19 protein-coding genes are annotated in these 25,513 nt (G+C 39.1%); 11 read left to right on the top strand and 8 right to left on the bottom strand.

The window, feature by feature from the left end; all coding sequences use genetic code 11:
• Positions 1-14 precede the first annotated feature (14 nt).
• Both ACXAGS_RS11950 and ACXAGS_RS11945 read left to right on the top strand, forming a co-directional pair.
• Positions 15-1,202 (top strand): aldose epimerase family protein, encoded by a 1,188-nt coding sequence (locus tag ACXAGS_RS11950; RefSeq protein ID WP_474906997.1) that lies wholly within the window; start codon positions 15-17, stop codon positions 1,200-1,202.
• 20 nt (positions 1,203-1,222) lie between these two features.
• Positions 1,223-2,842: a sodium:solute symporter gene (locus ACXAGS_RS11945; protein WP_474906995.1), complete on the top strand. Its 1,620-nt coding sequence runs from the start codon at positions 1,223-1,225 to the stop codon at positions 2,840-2,842.
• A 33-nt stretch (positions 2,843-2,875) separates the two neighbouring features.
• On the opposite strand, the gene ACXAGS_RS11940 is transcribed toward ACXAGS_RS11945, so the two are convergent.
• The 5 genes from ACXAGS_RS11940 to nirB are packed head-to-tail and all read right to left on the bottom strand — an operon-like array spanning position 2,876 to position 8,574.
• On the bottom strand, positions 2,876-3,244 hold the full coding sequence (locus ACXAGS_RS11940; protein ID WP_474906994.1) for a DUF7009 family protein: 369 nt from the start codon (positions 3,242-3,244) through the stop codon (positions 2,876-2,878).
• Positions 3,234-5,048 carry a PAS domain-containing sensor histidine kinase gene (locus tag ACXAGS_RS11935; protein WP_474906993.1) on the bottom strand — a complete coding sequence of 605 codons (1,815 nt, stop codon included), beginning with the start codon at positions 5,046-5,048 and terminating at the stop codon, positions 3,234-3,236. Before ACXAGS_RS11935 ends, ACXAGS_RS11940 begins: the two co-directional genes overlap by 11 nt.
• A gap of 3 nt (positions 5,049-5,051) precedes the next feature.
• The gene (locus tag ACXAGS_RS11930) at positions 5,052-5,639 is read right to left on the bottom strand and encodes a DUF4202 domain-containing protein (protein ID WP_474906992.1); all 588 of its coding nucleotides are present in this window, start codon (positions 5,637-5,639) and stop codon (positions 5,052-5,054) included.
• A 20-nt stretch (positions 5,640-5,659) separates the two neighbouring features.
• Positions 5,660-6,037, bottom strand: a complete 378-nt coding sequence (nirD, locus tag ACXAGS_RS11925; protein ID WP_474906990.1) for a nitrite reductase small subunit NirD — start codon at positions 6,035-6,037, stop codon at positions 5,660-5,662.
• Positions 6,038-6,060: 23 nt separating this feature from the next.
• Positions 6,061-8,574, bottom strand: a complete 2,514-nt coding sequence (nirB, locus tag ACXAGS_RS11920) for a nitrite reductase large subunit NirB (RefSeq protein ID WP_474906989.1) — start codon at positions 8,572-8,574, stop codon at positions 6,061-6,063.
• A 120-nt stretch (positions 8,575-8,694) separates the two neighbouring features.
• On the opposite strand from nirB, the gene cobA reads away from it, so the two are divergent.
• From cobA to ACXAGS_RS11875, 9 genes are all read left to right on the top strand, one after another.
• The gene (cobA, locus tag ACXAGS_RS11915) at positions 8,695-9,471 is read left to right on the top strand and encodes a uroporphyrinogen-III C-methyltransferase (protein WP_474906987.1); all 777 of its coding nucleotides are present in this window, start codon (positions 8,695-8,697) and stop codon (positions 9,469-9,471) included.
• 213 nt (positions 9,472-9,684) lie between these two features.
• Positions 9,685-11,058: a CmpA/NrtA family ABC transporter substrate-binding protein gene (locus tag ACXAGS_RS11910; protein ID WP_474906986.1), complete on the top strand. Its 1,374-nt coding sequence runs from the start codon at positions 9,685-9,687 to the stop codon at positions 11,056-11,058.
• Between the two features lie 12 nt (positions 11,059-11,070).
• Complete coding sequence (locus ACXAGS_RS11905) at positions 11,071-12,177, top strand: ABC transporter permease (RefSeq protein ID WP_474906984.1); 1,107 nt, start codon at positions 11,071-11,073, stop codon at positions 12,175-12,177.
• Between the two features lie 11 nt (positions 12,178-12,188).
• Positions 12,189-13,028, top strand: a complete 840-nt coding sequence (locus ACXAGS_RS11900; RefSeq protein ID WP_474906983.1) for an ABC transporter ATP-binding protein — start codon at positions 12,189-12,191, stop codon at positions 13,026-13,028.
• Between the two features lie 18 nt (positions 13,029-13,046).
• Positions 13,047-13,874, top strand: coding sequence for an ABC transporter ATP-binding protein (locus tag ACXAGS_RS11895; protein ID WP_474906981.1), 828 nt, complete (start codon positions 13,047-13,049; stop codon positions 13,872-13,874).
• 42 nt (positions 13,875-13,916) lie between these two features.
• The gene (locus tag ACXAGS_RS11890) at positions 13,917-15,200 is read left to right on the top strand and encodes an alginate export family protein (protein WP_474906980.1); all 1,284 of its coding nucleotides are present in this window, start codon (positions 13,917-13,919) and stop codon (positions 15,198-15,200) included.
• A 100-nt stretch (positions 15,201-15,300) separates the two neighbouring features.
• Positions 15,301-15,975, top strand: a complete 675-nt coding sequence (locus ACXAGS_RS11885) for a response regulator transcription factor (protein WP_474906978.1) — start codon at positions 15,301-15,303, stop codon at positions 15,973-15,975.
• Between the two features lie 128 nt (positions 15,976-16,103).
• A complete protein-coding gene (locus ACXAGS_RS11880; protein ID WP_474906977.1) occupies positions 16,104-19,631 on the top strand; it encodes a molybdopterin-dependent oxidoreductase in 3,528 nt (1,175 codons plus the stop codon).
• Positions 19,632-19,641: 10 nt separating this feature from the next.
• Positions 19,642-21,084: a rubredoxin gene (locus tag ACXAGS_RS11875; protein WP_474906976.1), complete on the top strand. Its 1,443-nt coding sequence runs from the start codon at positions 19,642-19,644 to the stop codon at positions 21,082-21,084.
• Between the two features lie 14 nt (positions 21,085-21,098).
• Here the strand turns inward: ACXAGS_RS11875 and cls are convergent, their stop codons facing one another.
• The 3 genes from cls to pckA are packed head-to-tail and all read right to left on the bottom strand — an operon-like array spanning position 21,099 to position 25,510.
• A complete protein-coding gene (gene cls, locus ACXAGS_RS11870; RefSeq protein ID WP_474906975.1) occupies positions 21,099-22,505 on the bottom strand; it encodes a cardiolipin synthase in 1,407 nt (468 codons plus the stop codon).
• Positions 22,506-22,565: 60 nt separating this feature from the next.
• A complete protein-coding gene (locus ACXAGS_RS11865; protein ID WP_474906973.1) occupies positions 22,566-23,867 on the bottom strand; it encodes an ATP-dependent 6-phosphofructokinase in 1,302 nt (433 codons plus the stop codon).
• 14 nt (positions 23,868-23,881) lie between these two features.
• Positions 23,882-25,510, bottom strand: a complete 1,629-nt coding sequence (pckA, locus tag ACXAGS_RS11860; protein WP_474906972.1) for a phosphoenolpyruvate carboxykinase (ATP) — start codon at positions 25,508-25,510, stop codon at positions 23,882-23,884.
• Positions 25,511-25,513 lie beyond the last annotated feature (3 nt).

Genomic DNA, 25,513 nt, shown 5'->3' with positions numbered 1-25,513 from the left:
CAAAAATTATCCACATGTATAAAATAACAAAATACAGTTATTTGTTTTCTACTTTCCTTCTTATCTTGGCTACTACTAGCTGCAAAGAGGCTAAAAAAGTAGAAACCAAAAACACAACTGAAACTGCAGAACAAATGAGCGCTCAGCCCATATCAAAAACGGAATTTGGCACCTTGCCAAACGGAACCGTAATAGACAAATATACCTTAACCAATGCCAACGGAATTGCTATAGACGTTATATCCTATGGGGGTAGGATTACCGCTATAAAAATGCCGGATAAAAATGGTAAAGTAGAGAATATTACCCTTGGCTTTGATACCCTAGAAGATTACTTGGCAGACAACCCTTATTTTGGCGCTTTAATAGGTAGGTATGGTAACCGCATAGCAAATGCTCAATTTTCCATAGGGGAGAACACCTATAAACTTGGAGCCAACAATGGTACCAATAACCTGCATGGTGGACCAGAAGGTTTTGATCGTGCTGTTTGGAAAGTAACCCCAAAAACAGGTAAGGATAAAAGTGCCTTGGTTTTGGAATACTACAGCAAAGATGGAGAAATGGGGTATCCGGGTAATCTGGCTACTGTGGTAACCTATACGTTAGACAACGACAACCAATTTGAAATAAATTATGAGGCCGAAACGGATAAGGCTACTGTGGTTAACCTAACACAACACGCTTATTTTAATCTCTCGGGAGATTTTAGCAAGCCTATTACAGATCATGAGGTTAAAATTGATGCGGATAGCTTTTTACCGGTAGATGAAAATTTAATTCCTACAGGAGAGATACGAAACGTTTCTGGAACTCCATTTGACTTTACACAACTTAAAACGGTAAGTAAAGAAATAGATGCGGATAATAAGCAAATTGCCTTAGGTGGAGGGTACGACCATTGTTGGGTATTAAACGGTGTTACCGGAAATCTAAGAACTAGTGCCACTGCGATGCATGCTGCATCCGGTAGAAAATTGGAAGTTTTGACCACGGAACCCGGTATTCAATTTTACACAGGTAATTTCTTAGATGGCACATTGCCAAATCCAGCTGGCGGGTTTTACGGTAAACGCTCTGGCTTTTGTTTAGAAACACAGCATTATCCAGACAGCCCTAATCAACCCAAATTCCCTTCTACAAAACTAGAACCGGGAGAACGTTACAAAACCACCACCATTTTTAAATTTTCAATTGAATAACAATTTTAACCAACTAACCAATGCAGACCTTAGATACATTTGATTGGATTGCCATAAGCGTTTATTTTGCCATTTTGTTGGGCATTGCTTTTTGGGTAATTCGTAAAAAAGAAGATAACACAGAAGATTATTTTTTAGCAGGTAGAAACGTTGGCTGGTTTGTGGTTGGTGCTTCTATTTTTGCTTCCAACATAGGTTCAGAACACGTTGTAGGCCTTGCTGGTGCTGGAGCAAGTAACAAACTGCCCATGCTTATCTATGAAATCCACGCTTGGATTGTGTTGATATTAGGCTGGGTATTTTTACCGTTTTATGCACGTAGTGGCGTGTTTACCATGCCCGAATTTTTAGAGAAAAGATTTGATGCCCGTTCTAGATGGGTTCTATCTATTTTTTCAATTGCCGCCTATGTGTTAACCAAAATATCCGTAACCATTTATGCCGGTGGGGTTGTGGTTTCTGCGCTATTAGGTATTGATTTCTGGACTGGAGCCATTGCAACCGTTATCCTTACGGGTATATACACGGTATTGGGCGGTATGCGAGCCGTAGTATACACAGAAACCTTACAAGCTGTTTTATTAGTTATTGGTGCAGGTATATTAACTTATCTAGGACTGGAAAAAGTAGGCGGATGGAGCAGTATGGTAGAGACCGTTAAGCCAGAATACCTAAATATGTGGCGTCCTTCTGATGACCCAGATTTTCCGTGGCCATCTTTGGTGGTTTCTAGTACCATTGTAGGTATTTGGTATTGGTGTACCGATCAATATATTGTACAAAGGGCATTGACCGCTAAAAACATTAAAGAGGGGAGAAGAGGTACTATTTTTGGTGCGGTCATGAAACTGATGCCCGTATTCCTATTCTTAATTCCTGGGGTAATTGCATTGACACTAAAAATGCGTGGCGAATTGCAATGGGATTCTCCAGATGAGGCTTTTCCGGTTTTAATGAGCAACGTTTTGCCTTCGGGTCTAAGAGGTTTGGTGGCTGCAGGCTTACTGGCTGCTTTAATGAGTTCCTTAGCCTCTGTATTTAACTCTGTTTCTACCTTGTTTACGGTGGATATCTACAAAAAGCTAAGACCAAACACACCAGAGAAAAAATTGGTGAGAACTGGACAAATAGCAACTGTAGCCGTGGTAATTATTGGTATTATCTGGATACCGATTATGGCTAATATTTCTGGGGTTTTGTATGAATATTTACAAAGCGTGCAGTCTTACATTGCACCACCAATTACTGCAGTATTTCTTTTGGGTATTTTTCATAAACGGATTAACGGGCTAGGTGCATATGCCACTTTGATCATGGGTATTGTGGTAGCTGCCTTGCGTATTGTTTTAGAATTGGTAAGGGGTTCCTTAGATCCGGACGGAATCTTGTTTTACCTAGGCGATATGAACTTTTTGACCTTCAGTGCTTGGTTTTTCCTGTTCTGCGTGCTATTTGCAATTGGTACTAGTTTATTGGCTCCTGCACCTACTATTGAGAAGGTAGAAAACCTTACCTACGGTACCATTACGGAAGAAGAAAAACGTAAGAATAAAACAAGTTATACCACTAGCGATATTATTATTTCCATTCTTGTTTTGGCAATTGTAATTGGCGTAATGGTATTCTTTAATGGTAAATAACACAATTAAGCTGCAACCTAAAGCGGTTGCAGCTTAATTAATAGCTTTTGGATTAGGGTAATTATCAGATTGATCTTCCACTGTTTCATCCATGCACACAAAATCTTTCTCCACTAATAAATAAAGGTCTTTTCCATTGGGTAATGGCAGGGTGGCATTATAACCAATAATTGACGATGATGCCCAGGTTTCTAAATTTTCAATTGACATTAATAGGATTATTTCATTATTTTCAAAAGAAGCTTCCATTTCTGAAATTCCTTTTTTGGACCGCAAAGAATAGCTAAATATACTTGTAGGGAATTCGGTTCGGTTTGTATAGAAGCCTTCTCTACAAAAGGTCTCCACCTCTGTTTTGGTTAAGCGTAACCTTACTGAGTTTCCTTTTATTCTAATTTTCATATTGTAAATCGTAATTAATAGTTACTCTGGTGCCGTTGCCAGGGTTGGAGTTAAAAAAGAGACGACCGTTAATATATCCAATACGTTCTTTCATAAAAAACACACCCATGCCGCCCTCACTATTATTTTTAGGTGGTTTACTTAATATGGAAGTGTCAAAACCTTTTCCATCATCCTCAATAGAAACGCTCAATAGGTTTTCCATGACATTAATTGTAACTAAGATATAATTTGCTTCTGCGTATTTAATGGCGTTATTTACGGCTTCTTGTGTTACACGGTAAATATTGGTTTCCGCAAGCGAATTAAAACGAATGTTTACTTCAGCTTTATTTTCAAAAAGCACATTTTGTCCAGTAAGTTTTGCCAATTCTGTGGTCATTTTCTGCAATGCGGGGAAAATGCCGTGGTCTCCTAATTCAGGAGGGGTTAGATTAAAGGTTGCCGTGCGTACTCCTTTTATTAGGTCAGACGTTAAGTCTTTAAGGTAAGCTACTTTTTCTGCAGCTTTTTCTGGATGGTCTAAGTTTATAGATTGTATGTTAAAGCGTAAGGCGGTTAGCATTTGCCCTATACCATCATGTATATCTTTTGCAATACGTTTGCGCTCTTCTTCTTGCCCTGCAACAATTAAACTAGCCTGTACTTGTTTCTGCTGCATACGGTCTTCGTAATTACGCTGGTTCAAGGCCGCAATTTCGGCTTCGTTCTTTTTACGCTCCGTACTGTCAGAACATAGAATTAAAATACTCTGCTTAAGGGTGGTTTGGAACATAGGTATAATAGACATGTCTAACCATACTTCTTCACCATTATGGTTTTGTATTTTTATTTCTTCCGTACGGATGTTGCGTTTTTTTAACGACAGTAACTCGCGCAAATATTGTTGTTGTCCTTCATTTTGCGTTAATGCTTCGTACAGGTAAGAATTTACAGGTGTTTTTTCTAAGCCCAATAGGCCTAAGAACTTTTTGCTGATAAAGGCAATTTTACCGTTGCGGTCTGTACTGGCAAATAATGCGGCATTGTCTATGGCAAAATTGAGTTCTTTTAGTTCCTGTAATGAAGCTTGCCTATCTTCTGCAATTTTCTGAATTTTTTGGGCATCCATTTCCGATTGTTGTCTGCGCTGCATTAAATCGCCAATGGTTCTTTTAATCTGGATAGACATCGGTTTAAAAATAAAAAGCACCTCTAATAACAGAATCAGCAATGATATACCCAATAACAGATATTCCTTAAGTTTTAATTGTTGCAGGCGTTCTTTGGAAATAGTATCATACGCATTTACTATGGCATCCATTTTGGTCAAAAAATACTGCTCGTTTTGTAGCAAGGTGTTCACCTCTTGATTAATACTAATCTTAGTTTTTTGCTTTTTCAAGATGCTTTTCACGGCCTCTACCATGGTGGTGTGGTGCGGTTGTAATTCTGTAAAGAGCTGTATAATTTCCGGATTTTCCTCTTTAGGTAAACCTATGCTATCATTACCATATAACAGCCCGCTGTGCGATGTTTCCCAAACATAAAGCGTCTCTTTTAAGCGTTCTGGTAAGCTGGTGTCTTCCGCACCTTTTTGTAGCAATAGACTTTCTTTGACCAATTTTTGACTGTAGGCCCTTTGGCGGCCGGCAACGTTAATAACTCGGGAATCGCTTAATTGGGAATCTAAATGATTTTGAATAAGTATTTGTGCAACAACAATAGTTAACGCTATAGTAGCTAGGGCAAGAATATACCATTTACGAACCCTTAAAAAAGTAAGGGTATCTAACGTTTGATGCTTCTGCCCGTTTACTGCCATATACTATGCTAATGCTTGTTGTATTAATTGCAATCCTTTTTCTGAGTAGTGGAGCTCCAAAGCGGCTTTATGTCCTTTCTCAGACATTTTTTTCCAAGTTTTCTGTAATATGCCTATCATTTTGGCATCATCATGTTTGCTTAAGAACGATTCATAGTAATGTTCTAAAAAAACGAGACAAATAACATCTTCTAAGCACTGGGTTTCATCATCTCGCTTCAGTTGTTTTTTCTGTAATAAAAACTGTACCCGGTCTATGGTTTCTTGGTCGTAGCCAACTTGGGTTAGTATATCTGCTGCTTTTTTAGCATGGAATTTCTTTAAATTCTGTCGCCATAACAAATAACCAGTTCGGTTCATCTCATAGCTTTCCCTAGGTATTTCCCATCGGCAAATGTGTTGGCAACGAGCAGTTAATTGCAAAGCCTCAGTGGCATTGGGTTCAAAACGATTTAAAGTTGCGGTCATTCGCTCAGCATATAGCAGTTCTTTGGGGTAGGTTTCCCCATTCACCACTTCTGTATTAGGGTCTTTGGCATTAGCAGCATCAAACTTGGCAAATGCTTGCTCTAATTTTTGGGAGTTGCCCATAAGTATTGGTTTTTCAGACGTTAATCAGAAAAGCCAATATACACAAAACCTGCTTCAATTTTTACGGGATAGGTGGCTATTGCGGGTAAATCGCCATTCAAATTTTCTCCTGATTCTAGAGAAAAGGTTTTCTTGTGCAGTGGGCAGGCTACCTTAGGTGTGCCTTGGTGGTCGCCAATCATACCACGGCTCAAAACCATTTCCAATTTATGCGGACATAAGTTTTGGCATGCAAACCATTGGTTGAGTCGCGCAAAATTGAACACGGCTATCTGCTTGTCTTTGTATTTTACACAGGCACCACCATCTTTTGGAAAATCGTTTACCGAAGCCGCTTTGAACCATGTGGTGACTTCTGCCGGAGCGGTTTTAGTATATTTAGAAAGAAATGTTTCCATGGGTTGTTTTTTAGGTTGATAGGTTATTGCCACTGCTGAGGCATTTTTTGTTCGCGCATGGGTACAAAAACCAAATTATCGTCTTCTTCTTTGCTGTTTACAAAATGGTTGAAGCGTTTCATCATTTCTGGATTGTTCACGGCTTGTGTCCATTCGCACTCAAACTTATTGACCAAGGTTTGCATTTCTGCTTCTAAATCTGCCGCAATCCCTAGCTTATCTTCTATAATTACCTCTTTTAGATATTCCATGCCACCGTCTAAACGCTCTTGCCATGCTGCAGTACGTTGTAAAGGTTTTGCCGTACGCATGTAGAACATTAAGTAGCGGTCTAGGTATTTAATAACCGTTTGGTTGTCTATTTGCTCCGCCAATAGTTCTGCATGCCGTGGATTGGCGCCACCGTTACCACCCACGTAGAGATTCCAACCGCCTTCTACGGCAATAAGCCCAAAATCTTTACCTCTGGCTTCGGCACATTCTCGAATGCAACCAGACACACCGCCTTTAATTTTATGGGGTGCTCTTATACCGCGGTAGCGGTTTTCCAGTTCAATACCAAAACTTACACTCTCGTCCATACCATAACGGCACCACGTACTACCAACGCAGGTTTTAACGGTACGGAGTGATTTGCCATAGGCATGTCCGCTTTCAAACCCGTGACTAATTAATTCTTTCCAAATTAATGGTAGCTGGTTTAAGGTAGCCCCAAACAAATCGATTCGGACACCACCAGTAATTTTGGTATACAAATCGTACTTCTTGGCAATTTCTCCTAAGGCGATAAGTTTGTCTGGTGTAATTTCTCCACCCGGTACGCGAGGTACTACGGAGTAAGTACCGTTACGTTGGATATTCGCTAAAAATCGGTCGTTAGAATCTTGTATGGCATACTCTTTATTGGCCGTATCTGCATGTATTGTAGCCATAAGCGAAGCAATTACAGGTTTACAGATTTCACATCCGTGACCGCCGTTACCGTGGTTATCGAGAACCTGATTAAACGTTTCATAGCCTTTTACCTGAATTAAAGAATACAATTCTTGTCGGTTAAAATCAAAATGTTCACAAATGTGGTCTTTAACTTCTATTCCTAAGGATTTTAAAGTGGCTTCCGTAAGGTCTTTAACCATAGGTTTGCAACCCCCGCAACCAGTGCCTGCTTTTGTACAGCTAACAACACCAGCTAAATCCGTAGCAGCACCTGTTTCTATGGCATTGCAAATTTGACCTTTAGAAACGCTTTCGCAAGAGCATACTTGGGCTTCGTCTGGTAAATCCATAACATCTCCCAACAATCCACCACCTTCACTGGCAGGTAAGATAAGTTGTGCTGGGTCTTCTGGGATGGCCATTCCATTTAGGTAAATCTGGTGTAGCATGCTATAATCAGCTGCATCACCTACCATTATACCTCCCAATAATTTTTTACCGTCTAGACTTACGTTGATGCGCTTGTATAGAAACTGGGTTTTATTTTCAAAAATGATGGATAGCCCCTTATCAGCAGGCATAAATGGAGTGCCAAAACTAGCCACATCTACACCAATGAGTTTTAACTTGGTAGACATGTCTATATCACTGGCCATTGTGGAATCTGTGTGCCCTAAAATTTGTTGTACGGCTACATGAGCCATATCATAACCAGGAGCAACCAGACCATATATCATTTGGTTGTATAAGGCTACTTCGCCTATGGCATAAATATTAGGGTCGGAGGTTTGCATACGGTTATTCACTTCTATACCACCACGGATTCCCATTTTTAAGCCGCAGCTTTTTCCTAGTTCGTCTCGTGGACGTATACCCGCAGAAATAATGAGCATGTCGGTTTCCAAAATATCGTCTTCACCAAACTCCATTCCTGTAATTACTTCTTCTCCTAAAATCTGATTGGTGGCCTTGCTTAGGTGAATGTGAATCCCCATAGATTCTAGTTTCAATTGCAGCACCTTACTACTGCGAGCATCTAATTGTCTAGGCATTAATTTAGGAGCAAATTCTACCACATGGGGTTCTAAGCCCATATCCATAACCGCTTTGCCGGCTTCTAAGCCTAGTAGTCCGCCGCCAAGGATTGCCGCCTTACCATTCGGTTTAATTTGGTTAATGTGCTTGGCATAGGCAATCATCCCTTCTAAATCTTCAATAGTTCGGTAGACAAAAACACCTTCCTTTTCTACGCCTTTAATAGGAGGTACAAAAGGCACAGAGCCCGTTGCTAGCACCAAATAGTCGTACGTATATTGTTGGTTATGTTGGTCGGTTACCGTTTTAGCTTCTTTATTAATGTCTACAATACGGTTATGGGTAATTAGGTTGATGTTGTTGTCCGTGTACCAAGAAGCAGGAGCCATTTCTAGTTTTGTAGCATTTTCATCTTCAAAATAGGCGCTTAAATGAACCCGGTCGTATGCAGGTCTTGGTTCTTCTCCAAAAACCGTAAGGGTAAAACCAGTAGTTTGGGTGGCAACAAACTTCTCACAGAATTTGTAGCCTACCATTCCATTGCCAATGACTATTATATTTTTCATAAGACTCTACTTAATTTGTAAATCAAAAATAAGTATAATTACTTAATTTATTACTTTTTATTTCGAAATAAATACGTATCATTGTTGCGAAATCAATAATCTTAACCCAATAAATTAGATATGAGAGCAATAGATAGAGAAGCGAGAATTAGTTTGGTGGGAGCAGGTCCAGGAGCAGAAGATTTAATAACAGTAAGGGGTTTACGTACTTTACAGGATGCAGATGTAGTTATGTATGATGCTTTGGTTTCAGAAAAGTTACTGGCAAAGATTCCTTCTACTGTTAAGAAAATATACGTAGGTAAAAGATGTGGTCAACACAGTTTTAATCAGCAAGAAATTAATACCTTGTTAATAGAGAGTGCTTTTGCTTACGGGCATGCGGTTCGCTTAAAAGGAGGTGACCCTTACGTGTTTGGTAGAGCTACGGAAGAAATAGCCTATGCCAATACATTTGGTATTCCTGTAACGGTAATTCCAGGTGTTAGCAGTGTTACTGCCGTTGCGGCTAGCCAAGGAATACCTATTACTAAAAGAGGTGTAAGTTCCAGCTTTTGGGTGGTTACGGCTACTACAAAAGATGGTAGTTTTTCTAAGGATTTAGGTTTGGCTGCGCAGTCTTCTGCAACCTTGATTATACTTATGGGAATACGTAAAATGAAAGCTTTAGCAGCATTGCTACTACAACATAAAGACAAGACCACGCCCTTTGCTGTTTTACAAAATGGGACCTTAGAAAATGAAAGTTGTACTATGGGTACATTAGGCGCCATGGCAGATCTTTCTAACACTATGGATGTTACGCAACCAGGCATACTTATAATAGGTGATGTAGTTGCAGAGCATAACTTCTTTTTTGAGGATGATATACAGCGGGTATTAGATTCTGTGCTGTAATTCAAATCTTTAAATTATCAATTTGTAAATCTTATCCCTTGGTTTTTTTGCATTCTGCAAAAATCCCCCTACTTAGATTCTCAATCACATAATAATCTGCAATTTTAAGTATAAATACGTAATAATACGTAGTTAAATATATTTTCATACGTACATTTACAACGTAAGGAATTAGAATAACCATTTAAACAATACCGCTTTATGAAAACGATTATGAAAAAATTATCCGCTTTTCTTGTTATGGCTGCACTTGTAGCCTGCGGAGGAAAAAAAGAGAAAAAGGGAGAAGATTTAGCGCAAGCAGAAACAGCTTCTACCGCTTTAGAGATTGAGAAACCACAGCTGACATTTGGTTTTATTAAATTGACAGACATGGCGCCTTTAGCCATTGCTAAAGAGAAAGGCTTTTTTGAAGATGAAGGTTTATTTGTTTCTGTAGAAGCACAATCTAATTGGAAAAACGTTTTAGACCGTGTTATTGATGGTCAATTAGATGGTTCTCACATGTTAGCAGGACAACCAATTGCAGCAGGTGCTGGTTTTGGTAGACAGGCCGAATTGGTAACGCCATTTTCCATGGATCTAAATGGAAATGGTATTACGGTTTCTAATGATGTTTGGTCTAAAATGAAGCCAAACGTGCCAAAAGGAGAAGATGGCAAACCAGTACATCCTATTAAAGCAGATGCTTTAAAACCTGTGATTTCAGATTATAAGAATAGCGGTAAGGCCTTTAAAATGGGTATGGTTTTCCCAGTATCTACACATAATTATGAAATACGCTACTGGTTAGCTGCCGCGGGTATACACCCTGGATTATACACTGCGGATAACGTACAAGGACAAATAGATGCAGAAGTATTGTTGTCTGTTACTCCACCACCACAGATGCCAGCTACCCTAGAAGCGGGTACTATTTATGGGTATTGCGTTGGGGAGCCTTGGAATCAACAAGCGGTTTTTAAAGGTATTGGTGTACCAGTAACTACCAATTATGATATCTGGAAGAACAACCCAGAAAAGGTATTTGTAATGACTAAAAAGTTTGTGGAAGAAAACCCAAACACGGCTACAGCAGTTACCAAAGCATTGATTAGAGCTGGTAAGTGGTTAGATGAACCTGGTAACAGAGCAGAAGCTGTAAAGATTTTATCTATGCCGCAATACGTAGGTGCAGATGAGGTTGTTTTGGCCAATTCTATGACGGGTACTTTCGAATTTGAAAAAGGCGATAAGCGTTCTATGCCAGATTTTAATGTTTTCTACAAGTATAACGCTACTTATCCTTTCTATTCTGATGGTATTTGGTTCTTGACGCAGATGAGAAGATGGGGGCAAATTCCAGATACAAAGCCAGCTGCTTGGTATGATGAAACTATCAAGGATATTTACAGACCAGACATTTGGAAAAAGGCTGCGGAAGCCTTAGTGGCAGAAGGTAAAATACCTGCTAGTGATATTCCTGCTACAGATGGTTACAAGCCTGCAACTACAGATTTTATAGATGGCAAAACGTATGACGCTAAAGACCCAATAGGGTACATCAACAGTTTTGAGATAGGAAATAAAGACGATTCATCACTCTAAAACGAACTCACCATGAAGCAAAGTGTTACTGTTGTTAAAGATGATAATGTAAAGTTTGGTGCTACAGTAAAAGCTGTAGCGACCAAGCTGCTACCTAAAATGCCTAAATGGAACGTGCAGACCTTTTTAAGAAAGGTATTAATACCGCTTGCATCCATATTGTTATTCATAGGATTATGGCATATAGGTGCTAAAGCACTATTTAATATAGAGGCCGATTATAAAATTGAGAAAGCATTAACCGACCAAGGTCAAGCCGCGGCAGACGAGATGGCGGCGTGTATAGCTTCTGGTGATGTAAGCTGTCAACCCAACACCTTGCCGTCTCCTGCTCAGGTTTGGACTTCGTTCAACACCCTCATTGCGGACCATAAAACCATTAGTGCAGACAAGGCTGAATTTAAAGCTAAAACCGCTGCTTTAAATGAAAAAAGAGAAGCAGAAGGTAAGGCGCCAATTACGTATACGGGTAGGCCTTCTTTTGTTGACCAAATTTTTACCAGTTTAAAAACGGTTTTTGCTGGCTTCCTTTTAGCATTAGTAATTGCAGTACCTGTTGGTGTTATTATAGGTTTGAGTCCAACTTTACGCAATAGCTTTAACTGGTTAATTCAGATTTTTAAGCCTGTATCTCCCGTAGTTTGGTTGCTTTTGGTGTTCATGATTGTAAAGACAATGACCAAAGATTCAGACTCTGATAGTGCATTTATCATCTCGTTTATTAGTGTTGGGCTTTGTGCCATGTGGGCAACTTTGGTCAATACTGCTATGGGCGTATCAACAGTAGATAAAGATTACATTAACGTAGCAAAGGTTCTAAAATTAGGAGCAATCCAAAAGGTGTTTAAGGTGATATTACCCTCGTCTTTACCCTTAATATTCACAGGGTTACGAATTACCTTATCCGTAGCATGGATGGTATTAATTGCTATCGAACTTTTAGCGCAAAGTCCTGGATTAGGTTCTTTTGTATGGGAAGAGTTTCAGAATGGCGCCAATGATTCTAACTCAAAAATAATTGTTGCCATGTTCATCATTGGTATAATCGGTTTCTTGCTAGACCGTATCATGTTAACCATACAAAATATGGTGTCTTTCAACAAAAACGCAACAGCTTAAATCGAAGGGGTATGGCGTATTTAGAACTAAATAATATCAACAAGACCTACGGCACGGGAGCAGATGCAACAGAGGTGTTAACAGACATTAACCTAAGTATGGAAGAGGGCGAATTTGTTGCTATTGTAGGCTTTACCGGTAGTGGTAAAACTACTTTGGTCAACTTAATTAATGGTTTGCTAAATCCTACTAGTGGAGAAGTGCTGTTTAAAGGCGAACCTGTAAAAGGTACCAGTCATGAAAGGGGTGTTATCTTTCAAAATTACTCGCTTTTACCATGGCTTACCGTGGGGCAAAATGTAGCTATGGCGGTGAAAGAAGCTTTTCCAAAAGCAAGTAAAACCGAATTAAAAGAACGCGTAACGGAATACGTAAAAATGGTAAATCTGTTACCAGCCATCAACAAAAGGCCTAAAGAACTCTCTGGGGGTATGCGCCAACGGGTTTCTGTTGCCAGAGCGCTAGCTATGAACCCAGAAATGATAATCATGGACGAACCCTTAGGCGCGTTAGATGCCTTGACCAGAGGGAAATTACAAGATGAAATCTTAAAAATCTGGAGTAAGGACAAGCGTACGGCATTGTTAATTACCAATGATGTGGACGAAGGTATTTATATGGCAGACCGTATTATACCACTAAAACCTGGACCTAATGCAACCCTAGGTCCAGAGTTTAAAATAAATATAGACAGACCTAGAGATAAAACGGCTTTAAATGATAATCCAGAATACAAAAAGACCCGTAACGCTATTATTGAATACCTCATGGGTATTGGAGAAGCGCGTAAATCTGCCTCTAAGAAGGAGTATGTTTTGCCAGATGTGGCCCCTAAAAGTTTTGTTGCCTAATCTCTAAAAAAAGAAATCATGGTTGTAGAAGTTACTAAAAAAGCACTTGGCCATCAAAATGGTATAACATTTCCGTCAGACAACGTAATGTTAGATTTAAACGACCTTAAAAAGGTGTACCCAACGCCAAAAGGCGATTATGTAGTCTTAGAACATTTAAATCTGCAGATATTAAAAGAAGAGTTTGTGACCATTATTGGGCATTCCGGTTGTGGAAAAACCACGATGCTTTCTATGATTGCAGGGCTAAATCCTATTTCTGATGGACGCATTTCGGTTTTGGGAAGTCCTATAAAAGGCCCAGGCCCAGACCGTGGTGTTATTTTTCAGGCACCCAGTTTAATGCCATGGATGACGGCTTTACAAAACGTATTGTTGGGGGTAAATCAGGTTTTTCCGCATGCCAGCAAATCCCAAAGAAAAGATATCGCCATGTATTATCTGGATAAGGTAGGGCTAGAAGGAGCTTTTCATAAAAAGGCGAATGAACTCTCTCAAGGAATGCAACAACGTGTTGGTATTGCAAGAGCTTTTGCTATAAAACCCAAGGTATTATTGTTAGACGAGCCGTTTGGAATGTTAGATTCCCTTACCCGTGGCGAATTGCAAGATATTTTAATTGAAATCTGGAATAAGGAAAAAATTACTGCGGTGATGATTACCCATGATGTGGACGAAGCTATCTTTTTAGCAGACCGTGTAGTAATGATGACCAGCGGGCCAAGAGCTAAAATTGGAGATGTTTTGCCTATAGAATTTAAGCGTCCCCGAACCAGAAAATCGGTCTTAGAACATGCCGATTACTACAAGTATAGAAAACACTTAATCGATTTTTTAGAACACTAAAAATTCCAATAAAAAACTAAATAACCCAAACATTTAATCAGTATGAAAAAGCTAATATGTACTATTGGCCTAGGTATCTTTTGCCTTGCCACCATCCAAGCACAGTTTACTCTAGATGGTCAGTTTAGACCACGTACGGAATATAGAAAGGGATTTGGAAGTATAATTCCAGATGCGGCAGACCCGGGCTTTGCCATTTCTACAAGGGCAAGATTAAACGCAGGCCTTAAAACCGAGAACTTTAATGTATTCTTAAGCATACAAGATGTATTGGTTTGGGGAGAGAACAGACAAATTTTACCAGATGACCAAAACGATTCTTTTGCTGTTTTTGAAGCCTGGGCAGAATTGAACCTAGGTTCTGGTTGGTCTACCAAATTAGGGCGACAAGTATTGTCTTATGATGACCAACGTATTTTAGGTGGTTTAGACTGGGCGCAACAAGGTCGTAATCATGATGCCGCTTTAATAAAATACGGTAAGGATAAATTTAAGATGGATTTTGCCTTTGCTTTTAACCAAGATTTTGATAACCCAACAGGGTTTCAATCTGTAGGTACGGCGTACAACACCACCGGATTCTTTAGCTATAAAACAATGCAAATGCTGCACTTGAGCCAAAAGTGGGATTCGTTTTCTGGGAGTGCTTTGTTAATGAATAATGGTTTCCAAAATTTTGATGATGAAGGAGCTGCAGATGGTTTAAATAATTTGTTTACTGCTGGGGTGCACCTTAAATACAACAAAGGTAGTTTTGGTGTTGCAGCTAATGCGTATTTCCAATCTGGAGAGCGCCAAGGCGGATTAGAAGTTAAAGGAGCTAGTTTACTAGGGTTAGATGTATCCTACAAGGCATCAACCAAAGTTGGACTAGGTGCCGGGGTTGAATTTATTAGCGGTAATGATGGCGAAACCGCAGGGGAAACGGGAGCTTTCTTTCCATTATATGGTACAAACCATAAGTTTAATGGCCTTATGGATTACTTCTACGTAGGTAATCACGCCAATTCTGTAGGGCTAACGGATGTGCACTTGAGTGCTAATTTTAAATTGGGAGAAAAAGGCAGCCTTATGGCAAAAGTGCTTAATTTCTCTGGAGCAGAAGAGTTGCCAAGCGGAGAAAAATCTTTGGGAACCGAATTAGATTTGGTGTATTCCCAAGGCTTTAAAGGTTTTGCCTTAAAAGTGGGCTATTCGCACTTATTTCCTTCAGATGGTATGTACGAGCTTAAAGGGGTGGCAGAAGCAGATGCGGCAAGTTCTCAAAATTGGGCTTGGGCCATGCTTATCATAAAACCTAAATTTTTCACTACAGCAGAAAAATAAAAGTAACACATTGCTTCGATTGGGTCATGTTGCTTAGGCAATGTGGCCTTTTCTAGTTTATAGATAATTCAATTACATTTGCGTTATGGACCCACAAACTATGCAGCAGACTATAGAAATTGTTTTGGCAGACGACCACGCTTTGGTAAGAGATGGTATTCGTGCGCTACTAGAAGAAGAACAAGATTTAGATGTAGTTGCAGAAGTCAGCAATGGTCTAGAGGCCTTGGATGTGGTAGCGCAGAAAGCCCCGGATTTGTTAATTATTGATATTCGCATGCCAAAAATGGGTGGTATAGAAGCGGTAGAAAAATTAAATCTGCAGAAAGACCTTAAAACCAAATGCATCATTTTATCTATGCACGATTCTGAGGAGTACATTCTTAAATCGGTTAAGGCTGGTGCCAGCGGATATTTGTTAAAAGATACGGACAAGGCAGAGTTTATCAAAGCAATACATACCGTACAAAACGGCGGTAAATATTTTAGTGGCGATATTTCCAATGTGTTGGTGAACAATTTATTTGCTAACGCTAATTCTAATGGGCCTGCAGAAAAAGTAGAAGCCGAAATACCATTCGATTTAACCAAAAAAGAATTAAAGGTATTGGAGCTGATACTAGAAGGCTATACCAATAAAGAAATTTCAGAAAAGCTTCAAAATAGCAAAAGAACCATAGAAACACATCGGTTTAACCTTATGAAAAAAATGGAGGTGAAAAACCTTATCGACCTAACTAAAAAAGCAAGAACACATAATCTTAGCTCGTTTTAAATAATTCTTTCTGTTTGCCCTTAATTTTTATTGAAACTCCATTTTTAGGGCACATATTTATGATATAATCACTACGTATTTATACGTATTTTTTTAATTTTCCATAAGCATTGGCAACTCCTTTGATTATGAAAAATTCTACCTCGCATAAAACTGTATGTTCCTATTGTGGTGTGGGTTGTGGCATGGTTGTACACAAAGACCCAAAAGGTACTTTAACCGTAGAAGGGGACAAGGAATACCCGGTAAATAAAGGAATGCTTTGCTCCAAAGGCAAAACCTTGAATTATGTAGCACAAGATACTACAGACCGCATTCTATATCCAGAGATGAAGTGGAGTAAAAACCATGCTAGACAACGGGTTTCTTGGGATGTGGCATTTAAAAGAGGTGCTGCTGTTTTTAAAAGTATAATTCAAAAATACGGCCCAAACAGTGTGGGTATGTACGTTTCTGGGCAATGCCTTACAGAAGAATATTACCTAGCCAATAAATTAACCAAAGGATTTTTTGGTACCAATAATATAGACACCAACTCGCGTTTATGCATGAGTTCTGCCGTAGTAGGGTATAAAAAAACGGTAGGTAATGATGCCGTGCCCATTGCCTATGCAGATATAGAATTGGCAGATTGTTTTTTAATTGCAGGAGCTAACCCAGCTTGGTGCCACCCCATCCTTTTTAGACGTATAGAGGCGCATAAAGAAAAAAATCCTAAGGTTAAGATAATTGTGGTAGACCCACGTAAAACCCAAAGTTGTGCTCTGGCAGATTTGCACCTGCAAATATTACCGGGAACCGATGTAATCCTATTCAATGCCATGGCAAGATGGCTTATAGAAAAGAAAAAAATAGATAAAGGATTTATAGCCAAGCATACCGTAAATTTTGAAGCTTGCAAACAAAAGGCTTTTGAATTGTCTTTAAAACAAGCGGCAAACTTGTGTGGTATTCCTGTAGAAGACATAAGAAAAGCAGCTAGGTATATTGCAGACGCCAAAGGCTTTATAAGTATGTGGACCATGGGGCTTAACCAAAGTGTTATTGGGGTAGATAAAAACGTATCCTTATTAAACCTCTCACTTTTAACTGGGCAAATTGGAAAACCCGGTAGCGGACCATTTTCTTTAACCGGGCAGCCCAACGCCATGGGTGGTAGAGAGGTTGGTGGTATGGCAAGTTTACTGGCAGCTCATAAAGATTTAGGTAACCCCAAAGACCGGTTGGCCGTACAAGAATTTTGGAACAGTGGGCCCATCCAAGCAGAACCTGGCTACACGGCCACAGAAATGTTTAAAGCCTTGGAAAGTGGTAAAATGAAAGCCGTATGGATTATTTGTACCAATCCTGTTGTGAGTTTACCTAATGCTAAGCTTGTAGAAAAGGCGCTAGAAAAAGCCCATTTTGTAATTGTACAAGATATAAGCCATAATTCTGAAACCACTAAATACGCAGATTTACTTTTGCCTGCAGCGGGTTGGTTAGAGAAAGAAGGCACTATGACCAATAGCGAAAGGCGCATTAATTATTTACCTAAAGTATTGGATGCTCCCGGAGAAGCCTTACCAGATGCAGAAATTTTATGGCGTTTTGCGCAAGAAATGGGATTTAAAGGGTTTGATTATGAGTCGGCCGCAGAGGTGTATGATGAATATTGCCTTATGACGAAAGGAAGCAATATAGATATTGCTGGGTTATCTCATGAACGCTTGCAAAAAGAAGGAAGTTTTCAATGGCCGGTACCACATGCCGAGCATCCGGGAACACCACGTTTATTTACAAACCAAAATTACTATACCCTATCTGGTAAAGTACAGTTTAACGCACCCCAAAATCTCTTTAACAAATCAGAAGCTACAAGCCCAGAGTTTCCATTGGTACTAAATACGGGTAGGGTAAGAGACCAGTGGCACACCCGTACCAAAACCGGTAAGGTTAAAAGATTGCTTACCCATATTCCCCAACCGTTTTTAGAAATGAATGCCGTTGATGCTTATGTTAGGGGAATCAAAGAAGGAGACCTGGTGGTAATTAAAAGTAAGCGGGGTACGGTTAGGGCCAAGGTTAATGTTAATTATGAAATACGGGAAAAGTTGGTTTTCTTACCCATGCACTGGGGTAAAATACTTAACCAAGATTTTAGCCGTGCCAATAATTTAACCCACGCCTTGGTAGACCCAATTTCTAAGGAACCCGATTTTAAATACAGTGCCGTACAAGTAGAAAAATACAAAAAAGCCAAACAGAATTTGGTGATTATTGGGGCAGGGGCGGCTGCCTACCGCTTTATTCAAACCTATAGAGATAAAAATAAGACCGACACGATATCCGTTTTTTCTAAAGAAGAAAACCCGTTCTATAATCGGGTTTTATTACCAGAATATGTGAATGAAGATTTAAGTTGGGAGGCCTTAAAAAAGTTTAAAGAAGGCGAATTAGAAAAACTTCAAGTTACTTTATATGCTAAAAATGGAATTCAGAAAATAGATACTCAGAAAAAGATAGTCTATGACGATTTTGGGCAGAAACATCCTTATGATTTGCTTATTATGGCAACAGGGAGTAGAGCTTTTGTTCCGCAAGGAGTACGTATGGATTTGCCGGGTCGTTTTACCATGCGTGAAAAAGGGGATGCAGACCGATTAAAAAGCTACTTAAAACAAACGGGGCTAGCAAATGAGCAACAACATGTAGCTATTGTTGGTGGTGGATTGCTGGGACTGGAGTTAGCGGCATCACTAAAAAAAATTGGTTTAGAAATTAGTATTATTCAGCGTGCGCCACGTTTAATGGAGCGCCAATTGGATCCAATAGCTAGTAGATTATTGGCAGAAGATGTACTAGAGCGGGGTATTAAAATCTATTTTGATAATGAGGTAAGTACCATTTTTGATGCCGAAGACAGTACCCATGGCTTGCAAATAAACCTAAAAACGGGGCGTACACTGCATTGTAATGCCATAGTGTATGCTATTGGTACAAGGCCTAATATGGATATTGCCAAGAATGCAGGCTTGCAAACGGGTAGAGGAGTGGTCGTTAATCCGTACCTACAAACTAGTGACCCCAGTATATTTGCTATGGGAGAGATTGCCGAATTTAAGGGTAGTCTATTTGGAATTACCTCTGCGGCGGAGCAACAAGCAGATGTGGCGGCCAATTATATTTTAGGCGATTTAAGTAGCATTTACAACGGTTCTGTACTAATGAATATTTTAAAGTTTGATGATTTGGACCTCTGTAGTATTGGAATGGTCAATGCTCCTAAAAATGATGATACATACCAAGAAATTATTCTAATGGATGTGCACAAACGGTTTTATAAAAAGTGTATCGTTAAAAACGATATTTTAAAAGGTGCCATCCTAATAGGCGATAAAAATGAGTTTGCCGAGTTTAAACGATTAATAGAAGAGGAAATTGAACTCTCTGAAAAACGTGACGAATTGCTACGTGGTGCACCTTCTGGCGAACCTATGCTAGGTAAGCTGGTTTGCTCTTGTAGCCAAGTGGGGCAAGGCAATATAGAAAAGGCCATAAAAGGTGGTTGCACCAGATTTACAGATTTAGTTGCACAAACAGGTGCGGGCTTGGGATGTGGTAGTTGTAAACCAGAAGTGAAAGCTATTTTAGAAGCACAATTGCAAACGGTATAAACCTAAAGCTATGAATGACGATTTACATCGCATATTTTTTAAAGGTGGGGTTACTTCGCCGGGCGAATTAAAGGATAGTATTGCCATGCTAGAGGCTGCTGGCCTGCAAGAAGTGTATTTTGGCTCGCGCCAAGATTTACTTTTTCCACTACCTCATAAAAGTAAAAAGCAATTAGAACTGTTGTCTGAGTTTAATACCAACATTGTTGCAGATAGAACCTATCAAAACATTGTATGCTCTTACGTTTCAGCAGATATTTTTGATATGACCCATTGGTTGAAAGGGTCTACATATTTGTATTTGTTAGAGCAATTTAATTATCAACCTAAATTAAAAATAAACATTGCGGACCCAAAACAGCGGTTGGTGCCCCTTTTTAGTGGTAACCTTAACTTCATAGCCTCTGCAGAAGAAGATTATTGGTATCTAAATGTTATGCTTCCCCATTGGAAGAACAAGGCCTTTTACCCGGTATTGATCTATAGCTGGGATATTGTAAAGATTGCCAAAGTTATAGAAGAGGTGTTTACGGGAATCGATAATGTAGACCAGTTGTTTACCATCATCAATCAGCAATTAGAAACGAACAACAAAAACATACAAGAGCCTTTGCAAACGCCCTATTTAACCTTTCCTTATTATGAGGGGATGAACAGAATGGGGCTAGACCAATATTGGTTAGGACTTTATTGGCGTAATAACCGCTACAATTTAAAATTTTTAAAAGAATTTTGCGGCTTTTGTTTGGACAATGGTATTGGTAAGATATGTATAACCCCATGGAAATCCTTGATTGTAAAAGGAATTAAAACCCAAAGTAGACCCGCTTTGGAACGATTTTTAGGTTTAAACGGTATTAACGTTCGCCATTCACAATTAGAGATGAACTGGCATTTGCCCGTAGATGATGCAGAAGCATTTGAGTTAAAAAGGTTCCTATTACGAAATTTTGACCAGAATGATATTAGTACATATGGGCTAACCTTTGGTATTAGTAACGATGTAGGCAAACGCTCACATTTTTCTTCCATTGTAATAGAAAAGAATGCGCCACCTAAACTGGTAGCGGATTTTGAGGTTAGACCTTCTTACAATGTACTACACTTTAAAAATTTTGACCCAAATACGGATACGTATATAGTTTATGCCCAAGATGTAGACAAGGTAGAATTGAGTGGCCTGCTTATGGAGCTAAGTAAAAAATATTTTGAACAGCTGTATAAGGTTGCCGAGCCAACAATTCAAAAAGAGCCCAATAAACCCAAAGATAAAGGCAGAAAGGTACACCAATGCCAGAATTGTTACACCATTTATGACGATGTTGTGGGGGATAAAAAGAATAAAATACCTAAGAACACGGCCTTTAATCAACTACCTTCTTTATTTACTTGCCCTACCTGTGGCGCATCTTTGGCAAAATTTAAACCTATTCAGTTGGAACTTCACAGCTAAATTCAGTACGCTTTTTATAACATAGGACTTAACAATTTTGCTGCGCCCTCAAGTAATTTTTTTCGTTTAGAGCGCTTATGGTAGGCATCAAAATCTGATAATCTTATGGCGCTTTCGCAATCTTTTAAAAACTGTTCTTTTACTTGTTTGCTTAAGGCTTCGTGATAGATAATAGCATTAGTCTCATAGTTCTGTTGTAGGCTTCTATTATCCAAATTTGCCGTTCCAATACTTGCTATTTTATCATCACTTACCATAATCTTACTATGGATAAAAGCATCTGGATGCAAATGTACTTTTATCCCCGATTTTAGGTAACTTTCAAAATAAGAGCGTACACACCAATCTACCATTTTATAATCTGTAGTCGCAGAAATTAATAACCTTACGTCTACACCGCTTAAGGCCGCCGTTTGCAAACTCTGTAAAATAGCGTGGTTGGGAATTATATACGGATTTACAATGTATAGATAGTCTTTGGCGTTGTTTATAATTTTAAAATAAACCTGTTCCATTACCGCAAAATCATCGTCAGGTCCGCTGGGTACTATTTGTAACGGAATTTTATGCCGAATTTCTTTCTTAAGGGTATTGCTTGGTATTTTTACTTCTTTTTCCGTAGCAAGGTACCAATCGGTTAAAAATATCCGATTTAAAAGATTTACGGCATCGCCTTCTATCTTCATGTGGGTATCTTGCCAAGAACCAATTTCCGTATCTTCTTTTAGGTACTTATCAGATACGTTTATACCTCCGGTAAACCCAATAATATTATCGATAATCACAATTTTTCTATGATTTCTATAATTTAAGGAAGAAATAAATTTGCCTAATCTAAAGGGTAAAAATTGGCCCACTTCCACACCAATATCGTCCAATCGTTTTTTGTAAGATTCATCCAAAGAAAAGCTTCCCACACTATCATACATTACGCGTATGCCAACCCCTTCTTTTCTTTTGGCTTCTAGAATTTTAAAAAAGCGTTCTGCCAATTCGCCGTCTTCAAAAATGTAATATTGTATGTGTATATGATCCTTGGCGGTTTCTAAGGCGTTAAAAATACAGTCAAAAGTGGCTTTACCATCTCTTAGTATCTCTACGCTATTGTTGCAGGTTAATGGGTAACCACAACTACCATAAATAAGGTTTACTAAATTTCTATGTTGTTTTACATCTTCAGTAGGTTTAGACCTAGGAGGTTCTGGCAGGTTTTTTGTAAAATCGTCCTTAAGGGTAAAAAGTTTATTTTTTCTTCTATTACGCCCCACCATTAGATACAGTAAAATGCCTCCAATGGGAATGGTAAAAATGGCAAGCAACCAGGCAAGAGACTTGCTTGGGCGCATGCCATTTATTAGAAGTTTAGCTACTATACCAAAGGCAAGTAACACGTAGAGTAGTATTGTTATGGTCCAGAACATATACAATGATAGTTTAATTGGCGCAACAAAAGGTGCTCTATTAAGTTAATAGTTAACCAACTAAAAAGAGAAAGGTTGGCCCGTACTTTGTAATACGGCGAACCAAAATTCGCTTTCTAAATCTATCTTTTTACGTTTTGTGGTAACTGCCGCTATAGGTAGGTATACAAACTTGTTGTTTACCTTGCCCACCACAAACTGAGTTTTGCCAGCCATGGCCCCGTGTACTGCTTGGTATGCCAAACTGCTGCAAAAAATACTGTCGCTACTATTTGCAGGTGCGCTACGTACAATGTAACTAGGGTCTATATATTTAATGGTTACAGGTAGGCTATTGGCAAAATAATCCTTGATTTTATCTTTTAAGAAGACACCAATATCCTCATGTTGTACATTACCAGAGGCATCTTTAACTTCCGCTTCCTTTTGTATCAAATGCTGCCCTGCGCCCTCTGCAACAACAATTACCGCATGTTTTTTATCCAATAATCGTTTTTTCAATAGCTCTAAAAAACCAGCTTCACCGTAAAGGTTAAATTCCATTTCTGGCACCAATACGTAATTTACCTCTGGCATAGCCAAGGTTGCAGATGCGGCGATGAATCCACTGTCCCTACCCATCACTTTTATAATGGCAATACCATTTAGGGCTCCAGCAGCTTCATTATGAGCATCTCTAATTATAGGGCTGGCAATGTCAAAACTGGTTTCGAACCCAAAAGACTTGTCAATTATATCAATATCATTATCAATAGTTTTAGGTATACCCACAACACTTATGTTCGCCCCGCGTTTAGCCACTTCTTCACCAATGGCATTAGCTCCCTTTAGGGTGCCGTCACCTCCAATAGTAAATAGGATATTAACCTTATTTGCAACAAGGGTATCTACCATGGTACTTACACTTTGGCCTCCTCTGGAAGAACCTAAAATAGTGCCACCGTGATGGTGAATATCTTTTACCACATCTGGGGTCAATTTTAAAAATTCATGGCCCGCCTCTGGGTTTAAACCCTCGTAACCGTAACGTATGCCCAGAATATCCTTTATATTATAAAAGTAATGTAAGGCCATTACTATACCTCTAATTACATTGTTAAGCCCAGGGCACAAACCGCCACAGGTAACAATAGCGGCTTTTGTATGTTTGGGGTCAAAATGTAAAAATTGTCTAGGTCCCGCCTTTTCTAACCAAACTGGTGCAATACCATCCGCAATGCATTGTTGGTAGTTTTCTAGGGAAAGGTCATAAATAAGTTTATCCTCATCTTTGATAAAATTGAAGATATTATCCCCCTTAACAGTACTTAACTGTAAGGGGGATTCTATTTTGGGTGTTCCCAATTGGTTAATTTGGAACATAGGTTTTATGTTTTTTAAAAGTGTTCTGCCAAACTATGATGTGAATCAATTAGCGGGCCTCCATTTAAAATTTCATCAGATGCCTCACTGGCAAATTTGTCAAAATTTATATGGAAAGAATGTGCCAATTGTATTGCTTTACTAATATAAGCACCTTTTTGCAACCATGTATTCATTGGGTCTAAAATCTCTGAAGGTACTCCTGGGCAATATTTAGGCATATGTAAACCAAATATTGGGTGTGCCTCAAAATCTACATCGGCTAGCTGGCCTTCTAAAATTGCAGAAATCATGGCACGTGTATACTTTAGCTTAATTCTAGAACCTACCCCATAAGGGCCGCCACTCCAACCCGTGTTTATTAACCAAACATTTACACCTGCTTCTGTCATTTTTTTACTTAGCATTTCTGCATATTTGGTAGGGTGTAACGGCATAAACGGTTCTCCAAAACAAGCAGAGAAAGAAGGTACGGGTTCTGTTATACCAGCTTCAGTACCAGCCACCTTGGCGGTGTAACCAGATATAAAATGATAGGCAGCCTGCCCCGGTGTTAATTTAGATACCGGCGGTAAAACCCCAAAAGCATCACAGGTTAAAAAGAAAATATTCTTTGGATTGCTAGCGTAAGAAGGTAACTGGATATTGTCTATATGGTCTATTGGATAACTAACCCGAGTATTTTGGGTAATGGTGCTGTCAAAAAAGTCTACTTCTTTGGTACCTTCCTTAAAAACGATATTTTCCAATAGAGCCCCAGGTCTAATTGCCCTGTAAATATCTGGCTCTTTTTCTTCGGTCAAGTCAATAACTTTTGCGTAGCAACCTCCTTCAAAATTAAAGATGGTATTTTCTTTTGTCCATCCGTGTTCATCATCCCCAATCAATTTTCTTTTTGGATCTGCGGATAAGGTGGTTTTTCCGGTACCGGAAAGGCCAAAGAAAATAGCGGTGTCTCCTTCTTCTCCAACATTTGCGGAACAGTGCATGGGTAAAACGTTTTTTTCTACGGGCAGAATTAAATTCAATGCAGAAAAAATACCTTTTTTAATTTCGCCAGTATAGGCAGAGCCACCTACTAAAGCAATTTTTTTAGTGAAGTTTAATATTGAAAAATTGCCAGCTATAATACCAAATTCCTTTGGGTTTTTTGCTTCATAACCGGGAGCACAAAGCACCAACCAATCTTCTTCAAAATTTTCTAATTCTGCTTCTGATAAACGTAAGAACATGTTCTTAACAAAAAAGTTAGACCATGGGTATTCTGTTACCACACGTACGTTCATAGTATATTGTGGATCTGCACAAACTGCGGCATCCCTAACAAATACTTCTTTGCCAGAAAGGTAGTTTTTAATCTCTGTTTCTAATAGGTCAAAATTTTCTGGGCTAATAGGTTTGTTAATTCTTCCCCACCATACCTTGTCTTTAGTATATTCATCTTTTACCAAGAAGCGGTCTTTTGGTGAACGACCAGTGAATTTACCTGTTTTAATGGCTAAGGTTCCATTTTCAGTTTCTACCCCCATGTCTTTTTCAAGCGTAATTTTTTGAAGGGTTTCTCCGTCTAAATTCCAATTTGCCTTAGTGTTTTTAAGGCCGTATTGTTCTAAATTTTTAGTGTTTTCCATAACTGTTTCCATTGT

Source organism: Croceivirga sp. ABH4_376, from assembly GCF_056160685.1.
The sequence above is the reverse complement of the archived record's forward strand: the minus strand, read 5'-3'. Positions and strand labels throughout refer to the sequence as shown.